Source organism: Pseudarthrobacter sp. NPDC058329 (assembly GCF_042879835.1).
In the GTDB taxonomy this organism is placed as follows: Bacteria; Actinomycetota; Actinomycetes; order Actinomycetales; family Micrococcaceae; genus Arthrobacter.
The window spans coordinates 249241-272312 of sequence record NZ_JBHVZR010000005.1; the positions used below are offsets into that span (position 1 = coordinate 249241).

Annotated in this window: 21 protein-coding genes; 10 read left to right on the forward strand and 11 right to left on the reverse strand. The window is 58.5% G+C overall.

Annotated features, from left to right (window positions below; all coding sequences use genetic code 11):
- Positions 1-90: 90 nt before the first annotated feature.
- From ACFVYC_RS09945 to ACFVYC_RS09975, 7 genes are all read right to left on the reverse strand, one after another.
- On the reverse strand, positions 91-894 hold the full coding sequence (locus ACFVYC_RS09945) for an SDR family NAD(P)-dependent oxidoreductase (RefSeq protein WP_387549429.1): 804 nt from the start codon (positions 892-894) through the stop codon (positions 91-93).
- 82 nt (positions 895-976) lie between these two features.
- Positions 977-1837, reverse strand: a complete 861-nt coding sequence (locus ACFVYC_RS09950; protein WP_387549431.1) for a class III extradiol dioxygenase subunit beta — start codon at positions 1835-1837, stop codon at positions 977-979.
- Positions 1830-2189, reverse strand: coding sequence for a protocatechuate 3,4-dioxygenase (locus ACFVYC_RS09955; RefSeq protein ID WP_387549433.1), 360 nt, complete (start codon positions 2187-2189; stop codon positions 1830-1832). Before ACFVYC_RS09955 ends, ACFVYC_RS09950 begins: the two co-directional genes overlap by 8 nt.
- Before the next feature lie 149 nt (positions 2190-2338).
- A complete protein-coding gene (locus ACFVYC_RS09960) occupies positions 2339-3226 on the reverse strand; it encodes a bifunctional 5,10-methylenetetrahydrofolate dehydrogenase/5,10-methenyltetrahydrofolate cyclohydrolase (RefSeq protein ID WP_387549435.1) in 888 nt (295 codons plus the stop codon).
- 60 nt (positions 3227-3286) lie between these two features.
- The gene (purU, locus tag ACFVYC_RS09965) at positions 3287-4207 is read right to left on the reverse strand and encodes a formyltetrahydrofolate deformylase (RefSeq protein WP_387549437.1); all 921 of its coding nucleotides are present in this window, start codon (positions 4205-4207) and stop codon (positions 3287-3289) included.
- Positions 4204-5097: a methylenetetrahydrofolate reductase gene (locus tag ACFVYC_RS09970; protein WP_387549438.1), complete on the reverse strand. Its 894-nt coding sequence runs from the start codon at positions 5095-5097 to the stop codon at positions 4204-4206. Before ACFVYC_RS09970 ends, purU begins: the two co-directional genes overlap by 4 nt.
- Before the next feature lie 12 nt (positions 5098-5109).
- Positions 5110-6495, reverse strand: coding sequence for an aminomethyl transferase family protein (locus ACFVYC_RS09975; RefSeq protein ID WP_387549439.1), 1386 nt, complete (start codon positions 6493-6495; stop codon positions 5110-5112).
- A gap of 421 nt (positions 6496-6916) precedes the next feature.
- Between ACFVYC_RS09975 and ACFVYC_RS09980 the strand changes: the two genes are divergently transcribed.
- On the forward strand, positions 6917-7075 hold the full coding sequence (locus ACFVYC_RS09980; RefSeq protein ID WP_387549440.1) for a hypothetical protein: 159 nt from the start codon (positions 6917-6919) through the stop codon (positions 7073-7075).
- A 68-nt stretch (positions 7076-7143) separates the two neighbouring features.
- Entirely contained in the window at positions 7144-7704 is a 561-nt protein-coding gene (folE, locus tag ACFVYC_RS09985) for a GTP cyclohydrolase I FolE (RefSeq protein WP_387549459.1), read from the forward strand.
- Between the two features lie 25 nt (positions 7705-7729).
- On the opposite strand, the gene ACFVYC_RS09990 is transcribed toward folE, so the two are convergent.
- From ACFVYC_RS09990 to ACFVYC_RS10005, 4 genes are all read right to left on the reverse strand, one after another.
- Positions 7730-9817: a chorismate-binding protein gene (locus ACFVYC_RS09990; RefSeq protein WP_387549441.1), complete on the reverse strand. Its 2088-nt coding sequence runs from the start codon at positions 9815-9817 to the stop codon at positions 7730-7732.
- Positions 9818-9926: 109 nt separating this feature from the next.
- Positions 9927-11180, reverse strand: coding sequence for a cobalamin-independent methionine synthase II family protein (locus ACFVYC_RS09995; RefSeq protein WP_387549442.1), 1254 nt, complete (start codon positions 11178-11180; stop codon positions 9927-9929).
- A 307-nt stretch (positions 11181-11487) separates the two neighbouring features.
- Entirely contained in the window at positions 11488-12990 is a 1503-nt protein-coding gene (locus ACFVYC_RS10000) for an MFS transporter (RefSeq protein ID WP_387549443.1), read from the reverse strand.
- 192 nt (positions 12991-13182) lie between these two features.
- Positions 13183-13686: a MarR family winged helix-turn-helix transcriptional regulator gene (locus tag ACFVYC_RS10005; protein ID WP_387549444.1), complete on the reverse strand. Its 504-nt coding sequence runs from the start codon at positions 13684-13686 to the stop codon at positions 13183-13185.
- Positions 13687-14214: 528 nt separating this feature from the next.
- Between ACFVYC_RS10005 and ACFVYC_RS10010 the strand changes: the two genes are divergently transcribed.
- The 8 genes from ACFVYC_RS10010 to ACFVYC_RS10045 all read left to right on the forward strand — a co-directional run bounded on the left by ACFVYC_RS10010 (position 14215) and on the right by ACFVYC_RS10045 (position 22710).
- Entirely contained in the window at positions 14215-14802 is a 588-nt protein-coding gene (locus ACFVYC_RS10010; protein WP_387549445.1) for an adenylate kinase, read from the forward strand.
- Positions 14803-15212: 410 nt separating this feature from the next.
- Positions 15213-16754 carry a class I adenylate-forming enzyme family protein gene (locus ACFVYC_RS10015; RefSeq protein ID WP_387549446.1) on the forward strand — a complete coding sequence of 514 codons (1542 nt, stop codon included), beginning with the start codon at positions 15213-15215 and terminating at the stop codon, positions 16752-16754.
- Positions 16747-17553 (forward strand): TIGR03084 family metal-binding protein, encoded by an 807-nt coding sequence (locus ACFVYC_RS10020; RefSeq protein ID WP_387549447.1) that lies wholly within the window; start codon positions 16747-16749, stop codon positions 17551-17553. Before ACFVYC_RS10015 ends, ACFVYC_RS10020 begins: the two co-directional genes overlap by 8 nt.
- A gap of 271 nt (positions 17554-17824) precedes the next feature.
- Positions 17825-18607, forward strand: coding sequence for an ABC transporter ATP-binding protein (locus ACFVYC_RS10025; protein WP_387549448.1), 783 nt, complete (start codon positions 17825-17827; stop codon positions 18605-18607).
- On the forward strand, positions 18604-19446 hold the full coding sequence (locus ACFVYC_RS10030; RefSeq protein WP_387549449.1) for an ABC transporter ATP-binding protein: 843 nt from the start codon (positions 18604-18606) through the stop codon (positions 19444-19446). The genes ACFVYC_RS10025 and ACFVYC_RS10030 overlap by 4 nt, the downstream gene beginning before the upstream one ends.
- Entirely contained in the window at positions 19443-20327 is an 885-nt protein-coding gene (locus tag ACFVYC_RS10035) for a branched-chain amino acid ABC transporter permease (RefSeq protein WP_387549450.1), read from the forward strand. The genes ACFVYC_RS10030 and ACFVYC_RS10035 overlap by 4 nt, the downstream gene beginning before the upstream one ends.
- A 5-nt stretch (positions 20328-20332) precedes the next feature.
- A complete protein-coding gene (locus tag ACFVYC_RS10040) occupies positions 20333-21397 on the forward strand; it encodes a branched-chain amino acid ABC transporter permease (RefSeq protein ID WP_387549451.1) in 1065 nt (354 codons plus the stop codon).
- Positions 21398-21447: 50 nt separating this feature from the next.
- Positions 21448-22710, forward strand: a complete 1263-nt coding sequence (locus ACFVYC_RS10045) for an ABC transporter substrate-binding protein (RefSeq protein ID WP_387549452.1) — start codon at positions 21448-21450, stop codon at positions 22708-22710.
- The last annotated feature ends 362 nt before the right edge of the window (positions 22711-23072 follow it).

The window sequence follows — 23072 nt, forward strand, 5'->3', positions numbered from 1 at the left end:
TCAACATGCCCTCGGTAACTTGCTAACAGCGGTGGCTGCTTCAACAGATCCTAGTATTCATTTAGGGCTCTCCCTGAAGGTGTTGTGTATCTAGTGCAGCAATCCGCCGCCGTCACACACAAAACTCTGTCCAGTCACCATTGTGGCGTCGGGAGATGCCAAGTAAGCGACGAGCCCGGCGAAGTCTGCAGGCGTGACAAATTCCTGGATGGCCTGCTGGGACATGGTGCCGGCAAACATCTCATTGTTGGAATGCTCCCGCGTACCTGGTGTTGCGACTTGGGATGGGATCGCCGCATTCACACATATTCGGTCAGGTCCCAGCTCCCGCGCCATTACCCTGGTCATCCCCAGCAGTGCACCCTTGCTGGCTACGTAGGCAAGCTGCCCGGGTGCTCCGGTGAAAAAGGTCCTTGAGGCTACGTTGATGACCCGGCCCCGGTGCCGGCTCTTTTTCAGGTAGGGATAACAAGCTTGGACCATGGACAGCGCCCCCACAGCGTTCACTCCAAAAAAGCGATGCAGCTCCTCGGGCGTGGCTTCAAGAAGACTGGACCGTCCGCTGAGGAGGCCAGCGGCATTGACCAGAATGTCTATGCCGCCCTGTGACTCAGCAACGTCCTCAACGACGCGTCGGACGTCATCGGGCTGCGAAACATCGCAGCGCCATGCTGTTGTGCGCGGTGGACTTCCCGCTTCCCAGATGGGTTCCTTAATATCCAGGACTGCCACCGTGCTGCCCTCATCGGCCAATCGGACTGCGATGGCCTGGCCCAGACCGCCTGCGGCACCCGTGACTATTGCCACTGTGCCGGCGAGCCTCTTCGGGTGCGGAGGTATCCAGTTCTCCGCGTTTTCGTCTTCCGGAACGCCCTCCTGTTCGAGGTGAACCACGCCGAAGTTCCTTTCTTTCTTTCCCCTGGAAATGAAGTCTGGGCTGGCAGGGCAACCTCACTGCCAGCCCCGAATTATTGGGTCATGCGGATGTTTTGGTGGACAAATTTTCGAACAAAGCTAAGGCCGCCGCCGTGTTCGATGCGGGAACGTGATAGGTCTCATGGACCCTGCTGATGTCCGATCCGAGCGCCCCTCGCATGATGAGCCACATGATCATTTCGATGCCCTCAGAACCTGCCTCGCGGACGTAGTCCTCGCGGGACAGGGCGGCCAAGGACTCGGGGTCAGTTTCGATGGCCTTGAGGAACATGCGGTCGAAAGTCTCGTTGATGAGCCCTGCACGAGCACCGGCCAGCTGATGAGACATTCCCCCTGTTCCGAAGACCGCAACCTTGATGTCTTCAGGGAAGGACCGGATCGCCCTCCCGAGGGCTTCGCCAAGCGCCAGGCAGCGCGCAGCCGTGGGCTGGGGATACTGGATGACATTGACCAGCAGCGGGACGACAGCGCAGGGCCACTCTTCGCCGGGATCCGGGCAGTAGACGGAGAGAGGAACCGTCAGACCGTGGTCCACTTCCAGCTCCTGGCAGACGGTCATGTCGAAACCGTCATCGATCAGGCTCCCCAGCAGGTGCCGCGAAAGCTCCGGAGCACCCTTGACGACGGGAACTTGGCGCGGTCCCCATCCTTCGTCGGCCACGGTGTACTTGTCTGCCGTTCCGATGGCGAACGTGGGCGTCATTGCCAAGTCGATGGCATTCGCGTGGTCGTTGTAAACGATGATTGCCACATCAGGAGTGTGGTCGGTCATCCACGCCCGGGCCGGCGCGTAGCCGTCGAAGAGAGGCTTCCAGTAGGCGTCCTCCGTCTTCTTGTTGTCCATTGCTGCGCCGATGGACGGGACGTGGGAGGTCGCAAGACCCCAGATTACTTCAGCCAAAATGACGTCCTCCTGCACTCAGGGCAGCCACGAACTCTTCCGTGGACATGCCGGTAAAAATTCCGCCCAAGTCCTGCATGGATTTCTTGTCCATGACTGCGAGCTTGAACACGTAAAAGATCGATCCGCCCAAGTCAAGCATGCGGTTCCAGTCGCGCTGGAGGATCGCTTCTTTCTGCTCGGGATTTAGTTTGTAGGCCTCGCAGTAGGCGGCCTCGTCGGCACTGAACATTTCGCGGTTTCTCGGATCCTTAAATGATCCGAATAGACGATTCAATGCATATCCGCGGGTACTGTCGGCTACATCAAAGATGTAGGTCCCCGGCACTTTCGGTGTTGTTGGCGCTGACATTAGCACTCCGTTCTCAAGTATTTTCGCGAGGTGGTGGAAGGAGAAGCTCCATTCACCTGATGCGGGGCAAGCCGGACTCGGCGATAAAAGCCATAAACGTCCAGGCTTGGCCCTGCTGTCGGCTGGCACCTTGCCAGCCGACAGCTGTTTCATCGAAGTTCGGCTTCGGGCACTAGCTCGCGTCCACCTGTGGCGGCGTCTTGTCGTGCACGGGCTGCAGTTGCCGTCTGCTGGATCAGCGTGGCAATTGTCATCGGCCCCACCCCGCCTGGAACGGGGGTGATGAAGCTGGCTACGCCGCTGGCTGCTTCATATTCGACATCGCCGACGTTGCCGACGTTGTAGCCGGCATCGATGACCACGGCACCTGGTTTGATCCAATCCCCCCGGATAAGTTCAGCGCGTCCGACTGCTGCCACGACGATGTCCGCAGTATTGACAATCTCCGCCAGGTTTTTAGTCCGTGAATGGCAGTAAGTAACCGTCGCGTCACGTTGCAGGAGCAGCATGCCCACAGGTTTACCCAGAATGGGGCTGCGCCCGATGACAACCGCGTGCTTGCCTGTCAGTTCGATGTCGTAGGCATCTAAGAGCGCCATGATGCCGCCTGGAGTGGCCGAATGGAATGTGGGTTCGCCAAACGCCATTGCGGCGAAAGATGTTCTCGTAACTCCGTCCACATCCTTGGCCGGGTGAATCGCCTCGAAAGCCGCCCGCTCGTCAATGTGCTCCGGGACCGGGTGCTGCAGCAAGATTCCATCGACGTCCGGGTCCATCGAGAGCTCGGAAATTGTTGCCACGACTTCTTCCGTTGTCGCCGTTGCCGCAATTTCGATCCTTCGGGATTCCATCCCTACGGACTTGCACCTGTTGGCTTTCATTCTTACGTATGTGTGGGATGCCGGGTCGTCGCCTACCAGAACCGTCGCAAGGACCGGCCGGCGGCCAAACTCTGTTGTGAAGGCTTCAACGTCTTCCCGTATCCGGTCGAGTGTTGCAGCCGCTACGGCGGTGCCGTCCATGATTTCTGCGTTCATGAATTTGTCTTCCTCCTTTGCTGTAGGGCGGCGTACGTGTTTGCTGCCCGCTCGTGTCCTCTAGAAGACGACCGTCGTGTTGCCATGCCGCAGGACCCGGTCCTCGCAGTGCGCGAGTACCGCCCTGCTCAAAACCCGACGTTCAACGTCGGCGCCGCGGCGCATCAGATCAGCGGCTGAATCCCGGTGCGTGACCGCAACGACGTCCTGGTCGATGATCGGGCCTTCATCCAGATCTTTGGTGACGTAGTGGGCGGTCGCGCCGATCACTTTTACACCCCGGTCTTTGGCCTTCTGGTAGGGGCCGGCCCCGATGAAGGCCGGGAGGAAGGAGTGATGGATGTTGATGACTGGCACACCGACTTCATCGAGGAATGCGCCTGAGATGATCTGCATGTATCGGGCCAGGATGACCAGGTCTACGTTGTCCTGCAGGAGTTCCAGATGCCGCTTTTCAGCTTCCTTCTTGTCTCCGCTCACCGGTACGTGGAAGTACGGTATGCCGAAAGGCCGGACATCCTGGGCAAGATCGGCATGGTTCGAAACAACCATCACAATGTCCACTGGAAGGTCGCCGCGGCGGTGGCGCCACAGCAGATCAAGAAGGCAATGGTCCGATTTGGACACAAAGATCGCGACGCGCTTCTTCCGCTTGGCCTCCTCGAGACGCCACGTCAGACCCAGTCCGGCTACTTCCTTATCCAGGGAAGTTTGTAGTTCGTCGAGCCGAGCCGGGAGATCCTCAAGGCTGAAGACAATGCGCTGGAAGAACTGGCCTCCGTTGGCATCAGTGGAGAACTGGTCCAGCGAAATGATATTTGCCCCGATTTGGGAGAGCAGGGTCGAAATCCTTGAGACGATGCCTTTGCGGTCGGTGCCCTGGACGATGAGCCGCCCAATGTTGTCCAACTGGCTGTCCCTGATGGAGAACTGCGCTGGCGAAGGCAGCGGTGTCTGCTTATCAGCGGTGATCGTGCTCATCGCCCCTCCTGTTCGATTGCGGTTTGAACGAGCTGACGGCGCCAAATTTCGGTTTCGGCCAGATCGTTGAATGTGAAGATGTGGAAGCCCTGGATGTTGGTGTCAAACTGGGGAACTGTAGAGGTCAAGCCCTTGATCAGACGGTCGGGCCGGTATCCTCCCGGCATGAAGAAGCGCCAGAACATGTTCTGCTGTTTCTTCAGGAAACTGGCCGACTGGCCAAGGCCGAGTCCTGCTGAAATCCGCATCAGTTTTTGTCGGCTGACCGGTCCGGGCATACCGATAAAGATCGGCAGGTTAATTCCCTGCCGCTTGAGCCCTTCGGCCCACGTGGTCGTAGTTTCCGCGTTGAAGCAGATCTGTGTAAGGATGCGGGTGGCGTGTGGGGCCTTTAGGTTCATTGCCGTGTGAAGGGCGTTGTCGCTGATGAGAGCGTGGCCTTCGGGGTACCCGCCGATGCCGACTTCCTCGAAATGGTGCCCCATTTCGTCCAGGGACTGCAGAAGCGAGTAAGCGTCCTGGAATTTGCCTGCGGGTGTGGGGGCATCGCCGCCAACGATGAAAACGCGGCGGATGTCCACGTCTTTGAGCTGCCCCACGACATCTGCCAATTCCGCATCGTCACGGAAAAGGCGTGCCGGAAGGTGCGGGGCAACGGAGTACCCTTCTTTGGCGAGGCGCTTCACCAGGTTAAGCGTCACATCAATGCCTTTGCCTCCTGTCGCCGTGACAGTGAGGGGCACGGAGGTGGGAACGTCCGCGAGAACCTTTTCGGCGGTTCCCTTGAAGGGCATGACCTCGTAGCCGATGTTTTGAACGAAGCCGGACAATACGCCGTTGCCCTTAACCTGGTGGCTGGTCGTGGGCTTTGTTGCATCAATTTTGCTCATGCTGTTCAGCTCCTATGACTTGCGGTAGGAGTCGCGGACTTCCTGGACAAACGGAACCGGCGCGACCGTTGCGCGGATCTCCACCTGACGGTGCAGTTCGACGGCCGGCTTGCGGGAGTTGGGGTTTTCTCCCCAAAGGACCGTTACCTCGGTGCCGGGCGCACTGATGTCGAGATCGACGGTTGCCAGTGAAGCCATGACATGGTGGTTTGACAGGTATCCGAGGTCCATGGAGATGCCGGCTTCGCGGCCGTTGTGCAGAACCTTGTCCATCTGGAAGAGGGCGTACCGCGCTTTAGGCATCTCGATGTACTTTGCCGGCGTCCCGGGTTCGTAAAGGGAACCGATGGCCGTGGTAACGTCATCGCTGTTCCACACAAGAGTGACTTTTTTCCTGCGGGGCTTTTCGGCGATCTGCTCCAGTGCTGCCCGGCCGTGGAAGTCGTGGTCGAACTTCACGACCGTCCCGTATCCGAGGTCGTAGGGGGTGACGTAGTAGTCGGTAATGTCAGAGGAGTCCAGGCTTCCTCCAAGGGAACCAAGCGCGTCAACGCTGAGCCATTCGCGGTATTCCTTCTCCGCTGCTCCGAAGATGGCCGGAGTCGGTGACGGAACCCATCCGGACTCCAGGTTGGCAGTGGAGTACGCCTTGGCGCCTGCGCGAACGAGGTCAAACTCTTCACCAGTGGTGAGAATGGCGTCGAGCACGTCCTGTCCTTCGTCCCAAGGACCAAAAAGCTCGAAACCGGGCTGGCCGGCCATGCCGTGCCGCAGCGCACGGACACGGTGCCCGGCGATCGTGAACTCGGTCATGTTGAAGAACTTGACCTCGGGCAGAGGATGGCCCGTCAGCTTCTCCACTAGTGCGGCGGCTTTCGGGCCCTGAAGTTCGTAGCGGTAAAGCTTGGGGGAGCGGTCGGCGCCGCGGACAAAGGAGTTCTCATCGCGCTCTACGCGGGCATCGTAGTTGCCAATTTCCAGCTGGTACTGGATCCAGTTGATGACCGTGTGGTGTCCCACGAGGTCAAAGCTGTTCTCGTCCAGGTGGAAAAGGATGGCATCGCCGATAAAGTAGCCATCCCCGTTGACGGCCACGTACTGCTTTGCCTTTCCAGGGGTGAAGTTGGCAAAGCTGTTCACACCGAAATCGGACAGGAGCTTGAGGGCGTCAGGGCCAGTGATGAACAGGTCGGTCATGTGATGCGACTGGTCCAACAGCGCGCAGGAGTCGCGCCAGGCCGCCTGCTCTGAGCGCCAGTTAGTGAATTCGGGGGCCACCGGGAAGGTGTGAGGCCGGAAGGTCGAGTTGCGCAGCAGTTCTACGGCGTTTCCGCCAGCGCTCTGGATGGCAGATTCAAGGCTTGTGGTGTTCGTTTCGTGAATAGTCTGAACGCTCATTGGGATCACTTTCTTGAGAAACAACGGAGAATTCGCTTCTGGGCCCTAGGCGACGTTGCTTGGCCTGGAGGGTGTTCGAGCTCACTTTCAAAGCTATTTCCCCTGCGTTGAAAGGGCATGAGTCCCTTGGCCGGTTTGGTGTGGGACATATGACGTAGCCCGCTGCTTCGGGATGGAAAGAGTAATTCACGGCGTTATCAAGAGTGTTGACTTTATTGTTGACTTCTTCCGACCAGTGACCTTTGATTGTGATCTAGGTCGCTGCTCCTGAAGCCCATTCAGGCCACTCAGTTGGAAGTCGATTCCGACGCTGGCGACGCGGTGAAACGAACGAACAAATTTTGGAGTGGTTCTTATGTCTTTATTGAAGGCGCCGACCCGTACTCGCGCCCTTAGGCCGTACGCGATTTGGTCTCAGCTGGTGGGCGACTGCGTTGAAGTCTGGCTGTCCGGCGAGCATGTCTGCACAGGAATGGTCGAGGAGGCCACCGCGGACGACAGCGTCCTGTGGGTTGCCGCTGAGGGCACCCGGACCAGGCAGCTTTTTGACAAGCATTCCGGCTATGAAGTGCGGGCTTGAGCAAGATGGGGAATATTGCGGTGATCGATGACGATGATGTTGCCGTCCTGACCGAGGTCAGTCCTGCGATGGACCTGGGCAGGATTGAGGCGGCTGTCCGTGAGATTTTGATTGCTGTCGGGGAAGATCCTGACCGCGGAGGACTGTTGGACACTCCCAAGCGTGTGGCGCGGGCCTACGCAGAGATGTTCTCGGGTCTGCATCAAAACGCCGAGGACGTTCTCGGTGTGACATTTGACCTGGATCACGAGGAGCTTGTGCTCGTCAAGGACATCCCCTTCTATTCAACGTGCGAACACCATCTGGTTCCATTCCACGGCCTCGCCCATGTCGGGTACATCCCGTCGCACGACGGAAAAGTCACCGGGCTTAGTAAACTCGCCCGCTTGGTGGATCTGTATGCTCGCCGGCCCCAAGTTCAGGAACGCCTTACCACTCAGATCGCCGAGGCGCTTGTGGAGCACCTCAAGCCGCGGGGAGTGATCGTCGTTATCGAATGCGAGCATCTGTGCATGTCTATGCGCGGCATTCGCAAACCGGGATCGAAAACGGTGACAAGTGCCGTGCGAGGGCAGTTGCATGATCCGGCCACTCGTTCCGAGGCGATGAGCCTAATACTCGGACGGTAAGAGTAGACCGCACGCTATCAGCCGCCTACTCAGGAAACTCCGCCCCTAGGGTGCTGAGCACCGCAAACGCCTTCGTCCGGATCTCGTCATGTTCCGCCTCGGGTGTCGAATCGGCGACAATCGCACCACCGACTCCGAGGCTAAGCTGCGTGCCGCCATCAACCTGGTTCATGACGAGCGTGCGAATTACAACTGAGAGGTCGGCGGCACCGCTTCGGGAAAAGTAACCGAGTGCGCCCGAGTACACACCGCGCGGTCCTGCTTCCAGACGTTCGAGAATACCCATGGTGCTGATCTTCGGAGCGCCGGTCATGGACCCGGGCGGAAAGGCCGCTGCAACGACATGGGCGCGGGAAGCGCCAGGGCGGAGCGTGGCTTCGACCGTACTGACGAGTTGGTGGACGGTGGAGTAGCTCTCGACGGCGAAGAGCCGGGAGACGGAGACTGAGCCAGGGATGGCGAAGTGACTTAAGTCGTTCCGCAACAGGTCCACAATCATGAGGTTCTCTGCACGGTCCTTGGGATTGGCGGCGAGTTCGGCGCGGGTCCGGGCGTCCTCATCCGCGTGCGCCCCGGGGGAGCGCCGGCGTGTACCTTTGATCGGCTCGGCGCGGAGAGACCCATCCTCGGTGATGTGAAGGAAGCGTTCCGGCGAGGAACTCGCGATGGCTAGCGCACCGAAGCGGGCGAATGCAGCAAATGACGCGGGGCTGCGGCGACGCAGCCGCCGGTATACCATCCATGGGTTGAATGCGGGTGAGTCCGAAGTAGCGGCAACCGTCGCCTCAAGAGTAGTGGTGAGGCAAACTTCATAGGTATTGCCCTTTGCGATTTCAGCCTTGGCTGCCTGGACCTTCGCACGGTATGCGACAGCTGAATCTCGCGCCCTGAAGACCGGGCCTGGCGCTGCTAAGGGGACGACGTGGGACAAGTGGCGACCGGCCATCACCCTGCTCTCCGCGTCATCGAGCCAGGTCCGGGCATCTGGGCAGTCCAGGGCCAAGAGCCAGACGTAGCCCGCTTCATGATCGAGTATTACCGCGCGGGCGGCGAACACCAACTGGGCGTCGGGGATCGCATCGTCATCAGGTTCAGTGATTGCCGGCTTATATCCGCATTCGCGTTGGAGTCCGTAGCCGAGATATCCCATCCAACCAAGCTCAAAATCACACCTGAAGCTTTCGGGCTTCATGGCCCATACTGACCTTCCCTTACCGGGCTGGCCCCATTCGTCGCTGAGCCAGGTGAAGAATGCCTGATTGAAGCGGGCTGTGACTGGGGTAGCCGTGGCGGGGCCGAACACGACCTCGTTCTTCCCGTTGACGTGAGACATGCGGCGGCCGAGGCCGCCGCCGTCATCGGCCATAATGCTGTAGCGGCTGCGTGGCCCTGACCCTGGCGTCCCGGCATTCGATGCGTCGAGCCAGGCCGCATAGCGTGATCCGCCAAACAACCCTGCGAAGAGACCCTCAGGATCAGGTATGGCTGTCAGCTTTCGAAAAATCACGCTCCCTGAACTTTCCTCATCTCGTTCAGAAGCGAAGGCTTTACGGAGAATAGGCAATTCCGCAAGCGCGCTGACAGCAAGCGACGCGGACTCAACTGAGTCCCTGGGATCCGGGGATGCGGTGATCGTGACATCAGCGGCCGAGGCGACATCATCAACCGCGAGCCATGCATCTTCTTGGGCCGTCCAGCGTTTCCAGTGGAGGGCGTGGGCATCACAAGTGCGTTTCGCGGTATGCCGACGATGGTGCTCCCGGGGAGCTTTGACCCATACAACCGCGTGGCAGTGCGGGCGCAGCTCAGCCGATCCTGACCCCGTTCCCTGCAGAATCACGACATCAGTTGGCGATGTCAGTCGCTCCTCGCCTTCCTGGCCAGCCTCCCAGTTCCAAGCCCGCCAGGCCGCATCCCGTCCCATCAGGAGCGGCCCGAGAACGTACGCAGCACATCGTTTGATTCCTTCGGCGAGGCCGTCCCAGCCGGGATACAAGTCCTCCAGATGGACAATCGAAACAGACCTTCGCCTACGCAGAATCCTTGCCATTTCAACAGCGACAGAAGCCGTGCCTGCACCCGCCCGACCATCCACGGCGATAAAAACCGTCAACGTCGCTGATTCCTTCGCCGGTCCGCGGTTGAACAGTTGGTCATCGCTGGGCCACTTCGTGAAGTTCTCGACGCGCTCACACTCATCACGGCCGAGTGCAGTTGCCTCATTAGCCCCAGAGCCGCTGGGTTGCCAGCCGTGCACCCTCAGCGAGGGCCTCAAGCTTGGCCCATGCGATTTGCGGATGTATACGCCCGCCAAGCCCACAGTCCGTAGACGCGATCACACGCTCTCTCCCCAAGATACGGGCAAACCGTTCAATGCGGTCAGCAACGAGCTCCGGGTGCTCTACAACGTTGGTCGCATGGGATACCACGCCTGGCACCACGACCTTCTCCTCGGGAAGAGTGAGCTCGCGCCAAACCTTCCACTCGTGTTCATGACGCACGTTGGCGGCTTCGAAGGAGTAGGAGCCGGCGTCGATTGACAGCATCATCTGAGCAATATCCTTGAACGGCACATCTGTGGTGTGGGGCCCGTGCCAGGAACCCCAGCAGAGGTGGAACCGGATCTGTTCCTGAGGAAGTCCGCGGAGCGCATAGTTGAGCGCATCGACACGCAGCTGGGTGAAGGCAAGGTAATCCTCTATGGACGGCTCTGGATTGATCATGTCCCAGTTCTCGGCGATTGAGGGATCATCAATCTGCACAGTGAGACCCGCCTCGACGATCGCCACATATTCTTCGCGCATAACGTCGGCGCAGGCATACACAAGTTCCTCATCCGTCGCGTAGTAGTCGTTCGCCAGACGGGAGGCAGAACCCGGAGAGAGCGCGGACAGAAATCCGGTTGCAGCTCCGTTGTCGGCAAGTCCATGCTTTAGGTGCTCGATGTCGCGTTGCAAGGCTCCATGGCCGACATACGTGAGAGGACCCGAGATCGTGGGCTGGGACACGGGCTTTCTGCCCGTAAGGATGAAAGATGTTGGGTCATTGTAGGCTTCGTCAAACCGTTGCCGGTCTCGTCGGTCTTTCATGCTGGTCAGACGGATCTTCCCTGGTTCGGATCGAACTTTGTCGTCGCTCTGCCAGCGATCTACGCCACCCTGCGTCAAGCCACCAAGCCGCGAAAACGAGTAGTTCCACCAAGCCCCATAGTCAACTGAGTTGGACATCGTATGGCCGTACTCGCCGTCATTCGGAAGAGTGATGCCTGCCTGGAGCTGCCTAGCCACGATGTCCTTCACGGAACCCGCGAGGAGTGCCTCAAAGGCCGTGGAGTCCTCAGGATTGGCCGCTTGGGCAGCATTGGCGGCAAGGAGTTCGGGGGAGCGGGGAAGGGAACCAGCGTGCGATGTCTGCACGAACTCGGTGTTGTGAATTGCGCCAGTTCGCCCCGTGGACGTCTTCTTGTCGGGTCCCATAGCCTGATACCTCTCGCTTGCTTCCGTGATGCGAAGCCGGATCCAGATTATCCGACCGAACCATTTAACTCTTGAGGAGTTGGGCCTGAAAGGGACATTCCGCCTAGGTCCATCGCGACATTTGTCTCGGTGATGTCTGTGGCGCTTGGCGGGCGGCTCGTTGCTTTAGCAGAATCACGGGAATGAGGCGGAATGCACCCAAAATTGCGCCGACCGTAAATCGCCCAGTCCGTGCGGTGGAACCCAAGTGATCGAGTGGGTTTGAGGCCCGGGAGCTCGGTAAGGCCGGACTTGAGCTGCAACTCCGCTACTCATGCCGTACTCGGCCGGCGAGTCCCATAAAGACACAAATCAATACTGCGGCACTCCCCGATACCAAGAACACTGCATGAAACGCATCTTCGCTGGGAAAGGCAGCCAATCCTTGCGTGACACTCATTCCCGCGAGAATCGCGGCTGTAACAGCGCTGGAGATGGTGGTGCCGAGTGATCGTGCGAGATTATTCAAGCCATTAGCCTGGCCCATAACGCTTCCCTCCACGTGGCGCAGAAGCAGAGCAGGAGCGGCAACAAAGCAAAGACTGACCCCGGCGCTTGTAACGACATTCGACACAATAAGCTGCCACAGGTGATCATGAGCGGCAATCAAGACCCCGTAACCGCCCGCCATTAGCAAGGCTCCAAGGACCATCGAAAATCTCGGCCCATGCCGATTCGTCATTCGAGCGGCGACAGCAGTAAGAAGCAAGCATGCGATGCCTCCGGGCGCCATGCAAAGACCCGCAGTAAGTATGGATTGCCCCAGACCCACGCCCGTGGAGGCGGGAAGTTGAATTAGTTGTGGCAGGGCCAGGATCATTCCGTACATGCCTATGCCAACCATGACCGTAGCGAGATTGGTAAAGAACACTGGCCTGCGCGAGGCAACGTGCAGGTCGATGAGTGGTTCGGCCTGGCGGACTTCGTGCAGACCCCAAAAGAATAGAACACAACAAGAACCGACTAGAAGGAACAGAGTCACTGGTGAGGCCCAGCCCCATGCGTTCCCGTTGCTGATGCCCACAAGCAGCCCGACGACTCCGGCTGCCAAACCAAGAACGCCCAGTACGTCCAAATGGCCATGATCAGCCGAAGGGATCGACGGCACCTTGTAGGAGACGGCAATAAGAGCCATCGAGCCCAGAAACGCACTGCCCCAGAACAGCCACTGCCATTCGAAGAACTGCGCCGCGCAGGCTGCCAGGGACAAGCCCAGCGATCCACCAACAACGACCATCGCGCCGAGGGCAGCAATACTTTTGATGAGCTGGTTGCCCGCGACGACATCTCGGAGGGCGCTGATCCCCACAGGCACTACCGCCATTGCGACACCTTGGAGGCTTCGCGCCAAAATAAGCAGTCCAGCGGACGTGGCAAGAGCTCCGATTATTGATCCGACAATCAAGCACGTAAGGCTAAGAACCAGCATGCGTTTTTTGCCGTAAGTGTCGCCGAGGCGCCCAAGGATGACGCTACCGACCGCACCTGACAGCAGGGTGGAAGTCACAACCCAGGTCGTTTCGCTAGGTGTTGCGTTCAAGAGCCGCGGAAGTCCTGGCATAAGGGGAACGATGAGTGCCTGCATAAGAGATGCCAAAAAGCCCGCAAACGCCAACGTGGCAACGACGCCCTTCTGCATTGGTACGGCGATCAGGGAGGGAGCCGGAGCCGCATAAAGCTTCGCCACGGAAACATCCTGCCTATCTAGTTGGGGACTAAGAGCAGCATCGAGGCTGCGGTTTACCCACTGTATCAGGATCCTGATATACACCAGCATTAGGGTAGGTGCCCGGAGAACGTCGGGAGGGGTGGACAATCGCTGAACGGCACGGTCGCACGCCTCCTCGGTGGCCGACGGAGGCCCGGGAGGTGAAAACTGCTAACGCAGCTCTGGATTCACCTGGATGAGACTTCAGTGCCGTGAGGCTGGGGAAGCGCCAGTCCCCGCTTGGCAAGGACTCCGTCACTTTTGGCGTCCAGGCCGCCGCTCCAAGAGAAACGACGCCGAGAGATCTTCCAGGTCCTTGACCAGACGTTCGATCCGCTGACTGTCGAAGGCCGAGAATGTACGCCGATGTAGGTCCGTCAGTGCGACTTGGGCTTCGTTGACGACGGCGGTTCCTTGGGGCGTCAGGTAGTGCAGCTTCGCGCGGCCGACGGCCTGTTTCCTATGGACCAGACCGCCGTCCAGGAGGCTGGCAACCATGCCGTTGAGGGACTGCGGGGTTTGGGAGGTCAGGTCGGCCAAGCCCGCCCCCGATATCCCAGGGTGCGAACTTAAGGCGTCAAGAACGGTGTACCGAGAAAGCGTGAGGCCGAACCCTGCGAGGGCCTCGTCGGCGACGCGTCCGTATATCTGCGTCAGCAGGCGGAGTCTAACTGGAATATTGGCAACCTGCGCCGGATCGGGCCGCTCAAACAGCTTTCGGAATTCCTCCGGTCCAATGGTCCAACGCGAGCCCGACATTCAACCAGACTAGGCCACACGCTTCATCCTTCACGCATCCCCGCGGCGGTAGGTCGGGCAGTCTAGCGCGGGACATGGCTTGGGGCCTGGTTGCATGGACCTTCTGGTCACGGACCCGCCTGCTGGTCCCCAGGCAGGAGCATGCCGGGCATTGACAGTCTCATGCCCGGGAATCAATGCTGAGTGCGCGAAATACAAGGGTATGATAGTTGACAATTCTGTTGACGACACGGTGTAGAGGCGATACCTTGATGATCAAGGAGAGTTAACCACTCTTGAGGCCGGCAGCGGGCCCACAGGCCAGCGAAGCTGAGTAGAGCACGCTGACTCAGCTACCTGCCGGACCATAAACATGATCGAATCCTTGATGGGGAAGAGGCGTGCTTTTTGGGGCCGCCGTTCCTTTTGAACTGGCCGATGTTTCCGGCGACGACCCACTACGGCATACAAGTCACTGGCTCCACGGACCCCCATCCAGATCCGGAATAAATGCCATCGTGCAGATGGACAACCCCGAAAGGCTTCATAATGCCTAGATTGTTGATTATCGGACCTCCCGGTTCTGGAAAAGGAACGCAGGCGGAGCGGATCTCGGAGCGCCTCGGCGTTGTTGCGATCTCCACTGGCGATATCTTTCGTGCAAACGTCAAGGGCGAGACGCCGCTGGGCGTTGAAGCCAAGAACTACATGGACGCCGGCGACTTCGTTCCGGACAGCGTCACGAACAAGATGGTGCGCGACCGGCTCAGCGAGTCTGACGTCCAAAGCGGCTTCCTTCTGGACGGCTATCCCCGCACCGTCGCGCAAGTGGACTACCTCGATGAGATCCTCGCCGGGGACGAAGAGAAGCTCGACGTCGTCCTGCAACTGATTGCCGACGATGAGGAACTGGTGTCCCGCCTGCTGGGCCGCGCAGAAGTTACGGGTCGGAGCGATGACAATGTGGCCGTCATCCGCCACCGCCTTAACCTGTACCACGAGCAGACCGAGGCCGTCGTGGCAAAGTACACGGAGCGCGAGGTCCTCATCCAGGTGGACGGTATCGGCGGTATAGACGAGGTGACCACCCGGATAATCGATGCTTTGTCTAACCCAAGGTATCTACAGCCGCTCTAGCTTCCTCAGGGGATACACGACAGAGTCCTTATTTCTGAGGATGAGGACTGTGAAGTCTGGTTGGAGCCTCGGCAAGCTGGAGGGCGTACCCGCCGAACGCACGACTAGTTCTTCTCTACAGGAACCACATTCTGAATTCGATCCAGGGCGCGGTCTGTCTTGTTTTGGTCGAAGAGCGCATTTATCCAAATCCATCGGCAGCTGGGCAGGGTGATAGCTGCCGTCATTCGTTATGCAGGGACCAATGGCGGCACCACGCGGGCTTTTATCCTCGGTTGGAAGCTGACACTGTGCCCATGGCAACCAGAAATTACAAAATCGTTGACAAAAAGGCTACCGAGTTATAGACATGTCGAAGTGCTGCTGACGCTCGAGCTGCAACATCTACAGAAAAAAGAATGTGAAATTCAATGTCGATTTTCGAACCCAGGCCCACGCCAGTCCCGTGGATTGCTTATCAAGCCGCCCGCAACCCCGACAAGCCAGCACTGATTGATGTCGAAGCGGGCACCGTCATTTCGTATGCCGCGTTGCGGCGAAGAGTACTGCAAACGGCGTCAGCGCTTGCTAACCAAGGAATTACCAAAGGGGACAGGATAGCGGTCGTGTCCCACAACAGCCCGCACTCCTTCGAGGTGATCTACGCGTGCGCCATGCTCGGCGCTGTGGTCGTGCCGCTTAATTGGCGACTAAACCCCGTTGAAATCATGGCAATCTGCGAGGACTTCAGGCCCTCCTTCCTCTTCTTTAGCTCGGACCTGCGCCCGCTTGCTGAGCACATCCTCGAGGGAATGCCAGATATCCGTTCGCGCCATTGGGGCGACCCTGAAAATGACTACGAGGACTTCATCAGAGAGGCGCCTGAGCATTCACCGGCAGCCGCTGATCCCGCAACACCTTGGGTTATTATCTACACTTCTGGCACGACAGGTGTGCCGAAGGGCGTTGTTCATTCGTTAGGGTCGGTCACCGCGGACATCGAAAATTCTGCATACGCCGGAAGCATCAATGAGAATACGAACTCCCTGAGCATCCTTCCGCCGTTCCACGTGGCCGGAATGAACGCCTACGCGAACCCAACACTTCAGCGAGGAGGCACGGTCTTCTTGATGCGTTCCTTTAACGCTGACGCTACGCTCGACCTACTCCTCCAGCCAGAAGCTGGGATCACACATTTCGCGGCGCCAAGTGCGGTCCTGCAGATGATGTCCTCCACAACGATCTTTGACACGGCTAATTTTCGGCCCGTCATTACCACCGTTGGAGGTTCCCCCATCCCTTCCGCTCTGGTGGCCAAGTGGGAGGAAAAGGGCTGGACCATCATTACTGCATATGGTGCTACGGAAGCCGGGTCAACTGTCATTGCCCGGCCGCCGGCCGGGCGGTGCGAGGCAGAGGGGGCGACCGGCATCCCGTCAATCCATACCCAATGCCGCATCGTTCACCAAGATGGTTCCCCGGCGCCAGACGGTGTAGTCGGCGAACTGTGGATCAGGGGGCCCATGCTCACCTTGGGTTACTGGGAAAAGCCGGAAGCTACGGCCGAGCAGATTAACGAAGAGGGCTGGTACCGGTCCGGCGATGCAGCCTTCCGCGACGAACATGGATGTTTCCACCTTGTAGACCGATGGAAGGACATGTTCATTTCGGGCGCGGAAAATGTCTATCCCGCTGAGATCGAAAACGTGCTTTACCAGCACCCGGCCGTGGCACTGGCGGCCGTTGTGGGAACGCCTGACGAGCGATGGGGTGAGGTCGGTAAGGCTTTCATAGTTCGAGCCGCCCAGGTCGAATGTACAGCTGACGAACTCCGGTCCTGGTGCCAGAATCGCCTCGCTAGGTATAAGGTTCCGCAGACCTTTGAATTCGTCGCGTCCATGCCCCAAAGCGGGAGCGGAAAGATCCTCAAACGCCAACTCGTAGCGGAAGCTGACGGAACGAATCGTGGCTAGCGAATCCGATTTTGATGCTGTCTGTGCCGATCTTGTGGCTGAAGCTCTTGATTTGCAGCGCCTTTTGGAACCACTCCCCGGATCGGCCTGGGGCACCCTTACCCCGTCTCCGGGATGGACGATTAGTCATCAAATTTCTCATCTGATGGAGACGGAAACGCACATGCTGGAGGCAATCCGCGATCCCGCCACGTTCAGGATGCAGGCTGCCGACTACAGCACCGAACCGGCCGTCGATGTGTTCAAAATCGGGACCGACGAGTACAGCCGAGAAGTCCTGACGGGATGGACGCGATCCAGAACCCAGCTTGATAAAGCCTTAGCGGATCTCGAAGGTCGATCCCGTATCCCATGGTTCGGACCTTCCATGTCAGCGATGACGGCAGCCTCGTCCCGTGTGATGGAGGTTTGGGCTCACGGACAAGACATAGCTGACTCACTCGGTATCAGCCGAGCGCGCACCTCTCGTATACGTCATGTAGCGCATCTAGGGGTTGTCGCGCGTAAGTACTCCTACACGGTCCATGGGCTAAACCCGCCTTCCGATCCGGTTCACGTATCTTTAATTGCGCCCGACGGTACGACGTGGCAGTGGGGGCCAGAATCGTCGCCGCAGCGTGTAACCGGTAGTGCATGGGACTTCTCGCTTTTAGTAACGCGCAGACGACATCGCGATGACTGTGAATTGTTCGCGAAGGGCGCCGAAGCCGACGAGTGGCTCGATATCGCCCAGGCATTCGCCGGGGCACCAGGGCCGGGGCGCCAACCAAAATCCACGAGCCAGATTGACCCCCTGTAACCGCACCGGCCAACACTGCCAGCTGATCAAGCGCCGGGGCAGACGCATTAGGCACCTTGTGCAACCTCCATCAAGACGCCGACGGCTTTCAGCCTGAAAGTAGGCTCTTGTTCCCGTTGGACGATACCGGCCGGTAGGTCTCCCGGCGGCAACACATGCAGAGTTACAAACCAATCCCCAAAATCTCTTGTTATTGTCCAATGGATTGGTAACAATAGTGTCTACATAGAGCGCGATGCGCTCTATTGCACGGTCGAGGAGGACCAGCAATATGAAAAACAACTCGCTCGTCCCCACAGAGGCACCAGCTTTGGAGATCACGGACCTCACGGTGCGCTACGGACGAACAAACTTGGCTCTTAACACCGTCTCCCTGGTTGTCCACCAAGCCGAAGTCGTCACGTTAATGGGACTGAACGGTGCGGGAAAGACGACATTGGCTCGCTCGGTGACAGGACTGATCTCTCAGAGCGGCGGTGCGATCGTCGAAGGCCGAATTTCGGCCTTCGGCGCAGAGATCACGGGTCAGTCCCCACGCCAAATCATCAAGGCAGGTGTGAGTCAGTCCATGGAGGGCCGGCGCATTTTCGCCGAACTCACCGTTCAGGAGAACCTCGACACAGGTGCGGCAACGCGTCGGAAATCCCCTGAGCTCAGCCGCCAACAGGAGTGGGTTTTTGAACTTTTTCCGCGGCTCGCCGAGCGCCGCGGTCAGGTTGCCGGATATCTCTCCGGCGGCGAGCAGCAAATGCTCGCGGTCGGTCGAGCCTTAATGCAATCACCCAAACTACTTATCCTCGACGAGCCAACGCTCGGCCTCTCGCCGAAGTTCGTCCGCATCATCGGCGAAACGGTGCAGGCTATCCGTTCGACAGGAGCCAGCGTCCTTCTCATTGAACAGAACGCGAACATGGCTCTGTCCGTTTCCGACCGGGGCTACATCCTGAGCGGTGGACGAATTGCCCAGGAAGGTACTGCGATGGAACTCCAAGCAGACCCGAAACTCAGCAACCGCCTACTTGGCGTCGACCACGAACAGGAGGCCACATTGTGACTGGCAACGCGGATCTCATCCTGGATGTGAAAAACCTCCATCTGACCATCGGCGGTCTGCAAATTCTAAAAAACGTGTCTTTCGCTATGAGGGAAAATGAGTTCTTTGCTGTCATCGGTCCGAATGGTGCGGGAAAAACCTCCCTGCTGAACATTCTCAGCCGACTCTACAAAGCGACGTCCGGTGAAGTCTCCTTCGCTGGACAGAAGCTCCTGAACCGCAGACCATCGGCCCTTGCCGGACTGGGTATCGCCCGTACATTTCAGAATCTGGCTCTTTTTGAGCACATGGACGTGCTCGACAACATCGTCCTGGGGCGCCACCACCTCCTAAAATCCGGAGTCGCGTCGGGCTCCGTCTGGTTCGGACGAGCACGAAATGAAGAGAGGGAAGCCCGCGCGGTCTGTGAACCTCTCATCGAGCTTCTGGATCTCGGCAGGTATCTGAACAAACCGGTCGGCGATCTGCCTTACGGGATCAAGAAACGCATCGAGTTCGGCCGTGCGCTGGCTATGCGCCCCAAGCTCATCCTGTTGGACGAGCCCGCTGCGGGAATGAACGACGAAGAGACCGATGAACTTTCATCATGGATCGTCACAGCGAAGAAGGAATTGAGCTTGTCCGTACTAATGATCGAGCATGACATGGCGCTCGTCACCCGCCTCGCCGACCGAGCACTGGTGCTCGATTTCGGTGAAGTGATCTGCTGTGAGGATCCTTCGATCGCCATTGCCGACCCGCGCGTCGTCAGCGCCTACCTCGGTGATCCCGTGGAAAACAAACCCGAGGATACCTCGATGGCCAGTCTCGTCCCTGACAGTGAGGCCACCACACGATGAACGACATTTTGCAGACCCTCACATCCGGCACCGCCCTGGGGTGCTTGTACGCAGTCATAGCGCTCGGCTTCGTCGTAATCATCCGCGCCTCAGGTGTGCTGAACCTCGCGCAGGGCGTTTTCGTTCTACTTGGCGCCTATGTAACTTATTCCTTTACTACGGCAGGTGTGCCGTTCTTCCTGGCACTGATACTTTCCATGATCGTCTGCGCCGCGCTGTCCATCCTGATCGAGGCCTTCGTTGTTCACCGCATCTCAACAGACCTATTCACCTCGTTGCTCGTTACCTTCGGGCTCGCGATCATCGCTCCGCCGATCATTACCGCCATCTGGGGTCCGTTCCAGCTAAACCTGCACGACCCTTGGGGGCTTGATGTCCTCCGTCTAGGCCCAGTTGCGATCACCCAGAGGGACCTCTATCTCATTATTGCGACCGGAATCCTGGTCTTGGCATTCTTCCTCTTCTTTCGTTATTCAAAGTTCGGACTCCTCCTGCGAGCGACTGCCATGGACAGTGAAGCGGCCCTCGCTCAAGGCGTTAGCACGCGTTTCGTGTTCGGACTTTCCTGGGCATTGGCGGGAGCACTTGGCGCCTTCGCCGGAACGATGCTGGCCACCACGGTCGGCGGCGGCGTCCGCCCAGGACTCGAGCATTACGCGCTACTGGCCCTCCCCGTCATTATCTTGGGAGGTCTGGACTCGCCGCTTGGCGCAGTCATCGGCGGGCTCATAATCGGAATTGTTCAACAGTTCTCAGTGACTATGATCGGTGACCGGCTTGGGTCCGGATTCGCCGACGTAGTGCCCTACCTCGTGCTCGTCATTATCATGCTGGTGCGGCCGACCGGGCTATTTGGATCCAAGCGAGTGAGGCGAGCATGACAACCATGACTAAACCCGATAATCATGTCGGCTCTCAGCAGGGCCCTCCGAAGCTGTTTGGGACTCCAGCTAAGAAGATTTGGCTCGCATTGTTTGTGGTCACAATCATCGTCATTCCGACGAACACAGCTGACGCCTACTTGCTGACCATATTTAACACGGCCGCCATCGCTGCCATCGCCGCGACGGGCCTGAATCTCCTCACTGGGTATGCAGGCCAGATTTCCCTCGGCCATGCATTCTTCGTGGGCGTCGGAGCCTTCTCCGCCCAATATTTCGGTGGGACGTTGGGCCTGCCGTTCCTGCTCTGGCTGCCTATATCTGCGATTCTTGCTGGCCTGGTCGGTGCAATGATCGCCCCCTTTGCTCTCCGGCTCAAAGGACCATACTTCGCCATCGTCACGCTGGCCCTAGTCTTCATTGGCCTCTATGTTGCCCGAAACATTCCACATATCACAGGCGGGTTCAACGGTACTGTCGTCACAGCCTCAGTGGCGATAGGACCGATCGACTTCGCCAAGCTTGAACTCGGCCCGCTCGCGTTCACGCGGGAACAAGGCCTCTTCTTATTGTTCTACTCGCTGCTCGGTGTCGTGTTGCTGCTCGTGGCCAACGTTGTACGCAGTCGCTCCGGCCGTGCCATGCAGGCGGTACGAGATCACGACCTCGCGGCAGAAGTCCTGGGCGTCAACATGTTCCGCACCCTCACCAACGCCTTCGTGACCTCAGCGCTAATCGCAGGCATGGCCGGAGGCCTTCTGGCGGTCAACCTGCAGTACATCCGCCCTGAAAACTTTAGCTTGGAACTCTCAATCCAGTATCTCGCCATCATCGTAATCGGCGGGTTGGCGAGTATCTGGGGTCCAGTTCTGGGAGCGCTATTCGTGGGTTTTATCCCTGTCATAACCGAGTACTTGGCAAGCTATCTCCCGTTCATGGCCGGCGCGGGAGACACCACAGGGCTGTCTAGCGCGGACCTTAGCCTGATTATCTATGGGGTCCTGATCGTGGTCTTCCTTTTGAACCGCAGAGACGGACTCATAGGATTTTTTCGCCGTCGAAAGAACTAACTCAATTTTGTCGATTCTACTTTTGCATAACAAAAACGAAGGGCAGTTCAATGAAGAAAACTGACTTACGTCGGCTCTTGGCCGCGGGTCTCACAATCGGTGCCATCATGACCGCACTGCCGGCCTGCGCTGTCCAATCATCATCACCGTCTGGAACGGCCACGCCGGGTACTTTGAAGGCAGTGCCGGGATTTGACCCCGCAGCCAAGACAATTTCGCTTGGTGTGATCACCGCGTTGTCCGGTCCAATCAGCGCTACGGCCTCAGAGCAGATCGTCGGTCAGGAAGCCTACTGGTCGGCAGTCAATGCTGCCGGCGGTATCGAGGGTTACACCGTCAAATTGGTCCCGGCAGACAACCAGTACAACCCCCAGCTCGCGGTCCAGGCTTACCAGGGAATAAAGGACAAGTCTGTCATGCTGTCCGGTATTCTGGGGGACGCTTCAACGGACGCCCTTCTGCCGATTCTTAATCAGTCAGAATCTCTCGCTATTCCAAGCGGCCAGAGCGCGAAGTTCGTCAAGGAGCCTGGGCTCGCTGCCAACTTCACCTCCTATCAAACGAACGTCTTCAATGCCATCTCTCACTTGATCGAAAAAGGTGAAGCCAGCAAAGACACCCGATTCTGCGCGATGGTTCAAGACGAGCAGTCAGGGAAGGCTAGGGTGGAGGCCCTTAACTACGCAGGCGAAAAGTTCGGCTTCAAGCCGGGGGCGACAGCTCATTTCGCACCACTTGATGCTTCCTTTACGGCACAGGTCCAGTCCCTGAAGAACGATGGCTGTGAGGTCGTTGTGTTTGGTGGTGCCGCGAACCTCACCCCGAATCTGGTCGCCGCTGCCACCCAGCTGGATTTTAAAGCGACCTGGATCGCGGAATTCTATGCGATAGCAGACTCCTTCCGTACGTCACCAATCGCGGACTATCTCAGCAAGAACTTCCTGTTGACCGGCCCGGGAGCCAACCTCGACGACACTTCTGTCGAAGGCATCAAGAACCTCACCTCGCAGCTCAAGGGCAAACCGGCGACCATGCAGATGGTGTATGGCTACATCCAGGGAATCACTGCGCACGCGATATTGAAGAAGGCGATCGAGCTTGGCGATCTCAGCGGAGATGGCCTGCGCAACGCGGTCAACCAGCTCGATTCCGTCAGCTACCAAGGCCTCCAGGGTGATGTGGCTTTCGGTCCTGTCGAATCACGGCGCCTTCCCCAGACCACGACCCTGTTCGGCTACGACGCCGCCAAGCCCTACGGCTTGAGCGCCAAAGAAGTCGCCTACGAGGCCCCCAACAACAACCCTGCCTTCTGATCTTTAGGTACTAGTTGTCCGAACGGCAAGAGTGAGCGGTCCACGGCAAGTTTTGCCATTGGACCGCTCACTTGTGTCTTTTTGACGCGCAGGCTTTGGGGTCCGAGGGTTTCAAGGTCGATGCCATCACCGGCCGGCCGAGCTGGCCCCCGGGATCGTCCACATATTCAGAGGCTGGCTAATGGGGACGAAAACGCCGGTTTCGTCATGGGACGGGAGTTCTCGCATCCACTTCCACTCCCGTACTTTGAACGCCGATAATAATGATTATGTAAAGCTGAACAGTGATTATTGCATCCGATGCACGATCACCTCTCCTCCGCCCATTGCCACCCGGCACCCCCGCGACTGCAGCAGCAAAG

Bases quoted from the DNA above. Each gene is read 5' to 3' on its own strand.
- ACFVYC_RS09955 (WP_387549433.1), bottom strand. From the start codon at position 2,189: ATGTCAGCGCCAACAACACCGAAAGTGCCGGGGACCTACATCTTTGAT.
- ACFVYC_RS09960 (WP_387549435.1), bottom strand. From the start codon at position 3,226: ATGAACGCAGAAATCATGGACGGCACCGCCGTAGCGGCTGCAACACTC.
- purU (WP_387549437.1), bottom strand. From the start codon at position 4,207: ATGAGCACGATCACCGCTGATAAGCAGACACCGCTGCCTTCGCCAGCG.
- ACFVYC_RS09970 (WP_387549438.1), bottom strand. From the start codon at position 5,097: ATGAGCAAAATTGATGCAACAAAGCCCACGACCAGCCACCAGGTTAAG.
- ACFVYC_RS09975 (WP_387549439.1), bottom strand. From the start codon at position 6,495: ATGAGCGTTCAGACTATTCACGAAACGAACACCACAAGCCTTGAATCT.
- folE (WP_387549459.1), top strand. From the start codon at position 7,144: ATGGACCTGGGCAGGATTGAGGCGGCTGTCCGTGAGATTTTGATTGCT.
- ACFVYC_RS09995 (WP_387549442.1), bottom strand. From the start codon at position 11,180: ATGGGACCCGACAAGAAGACGTCCACGGGGCGAACTGGCGCAATTCAC.
- ACFVYC_RS10005 (WP_387549444.1), bottom strand. From the start codon at position 13,686: ATGTCGGGCTCGCGTTGGACCATTGGACCGGAGGAATTCCGAAAGCTG.
- ACFVYC_RS10010 (WP_387549445.1), top strand. From the start codon at position 14,215: ATGCCTAGATTGTTGATTATCGGACCTCCCGGTTCTGGAAAAGGAACG.
- ACFVYC_RS10015 (WP_387549446.1), top strand. From the start codon at position 15,213: ATGTCGATTTTCGAACCCAGGCCCACGCCAGTCCCGTGGATTGCTTAT.
- ACFVYC_RS10025 (WP_387549448.1), top strand. From the start codon at position 17,825: ATGAAAAACAACTCGCTCGTCCCCACAGAGGCACCAGCTTTGGAGATC.
- ACFVYC_RS10035 (WP_387549450.1), top strand. From the start codon at position 19,443: ATGAACGACATTTTGCAGACCCTCACATCCGGCACCGCCCTGGGGTGC.
- ACFVYC_RS10040 (WP_387549451.1), top strand. From the start codon at position 20,333: ATGACTAAACCCGATAATCATGTCGGCTCTCAGCAGGGCCCTCCGAAG.
- ACFVYC_RS10045 (WP_387549452.1), top strand. From the start codon at position 21,448: ATGAAGAAAACTGACTTACGTCGGCTCTTGGCCGCGGGTCTCACAATC.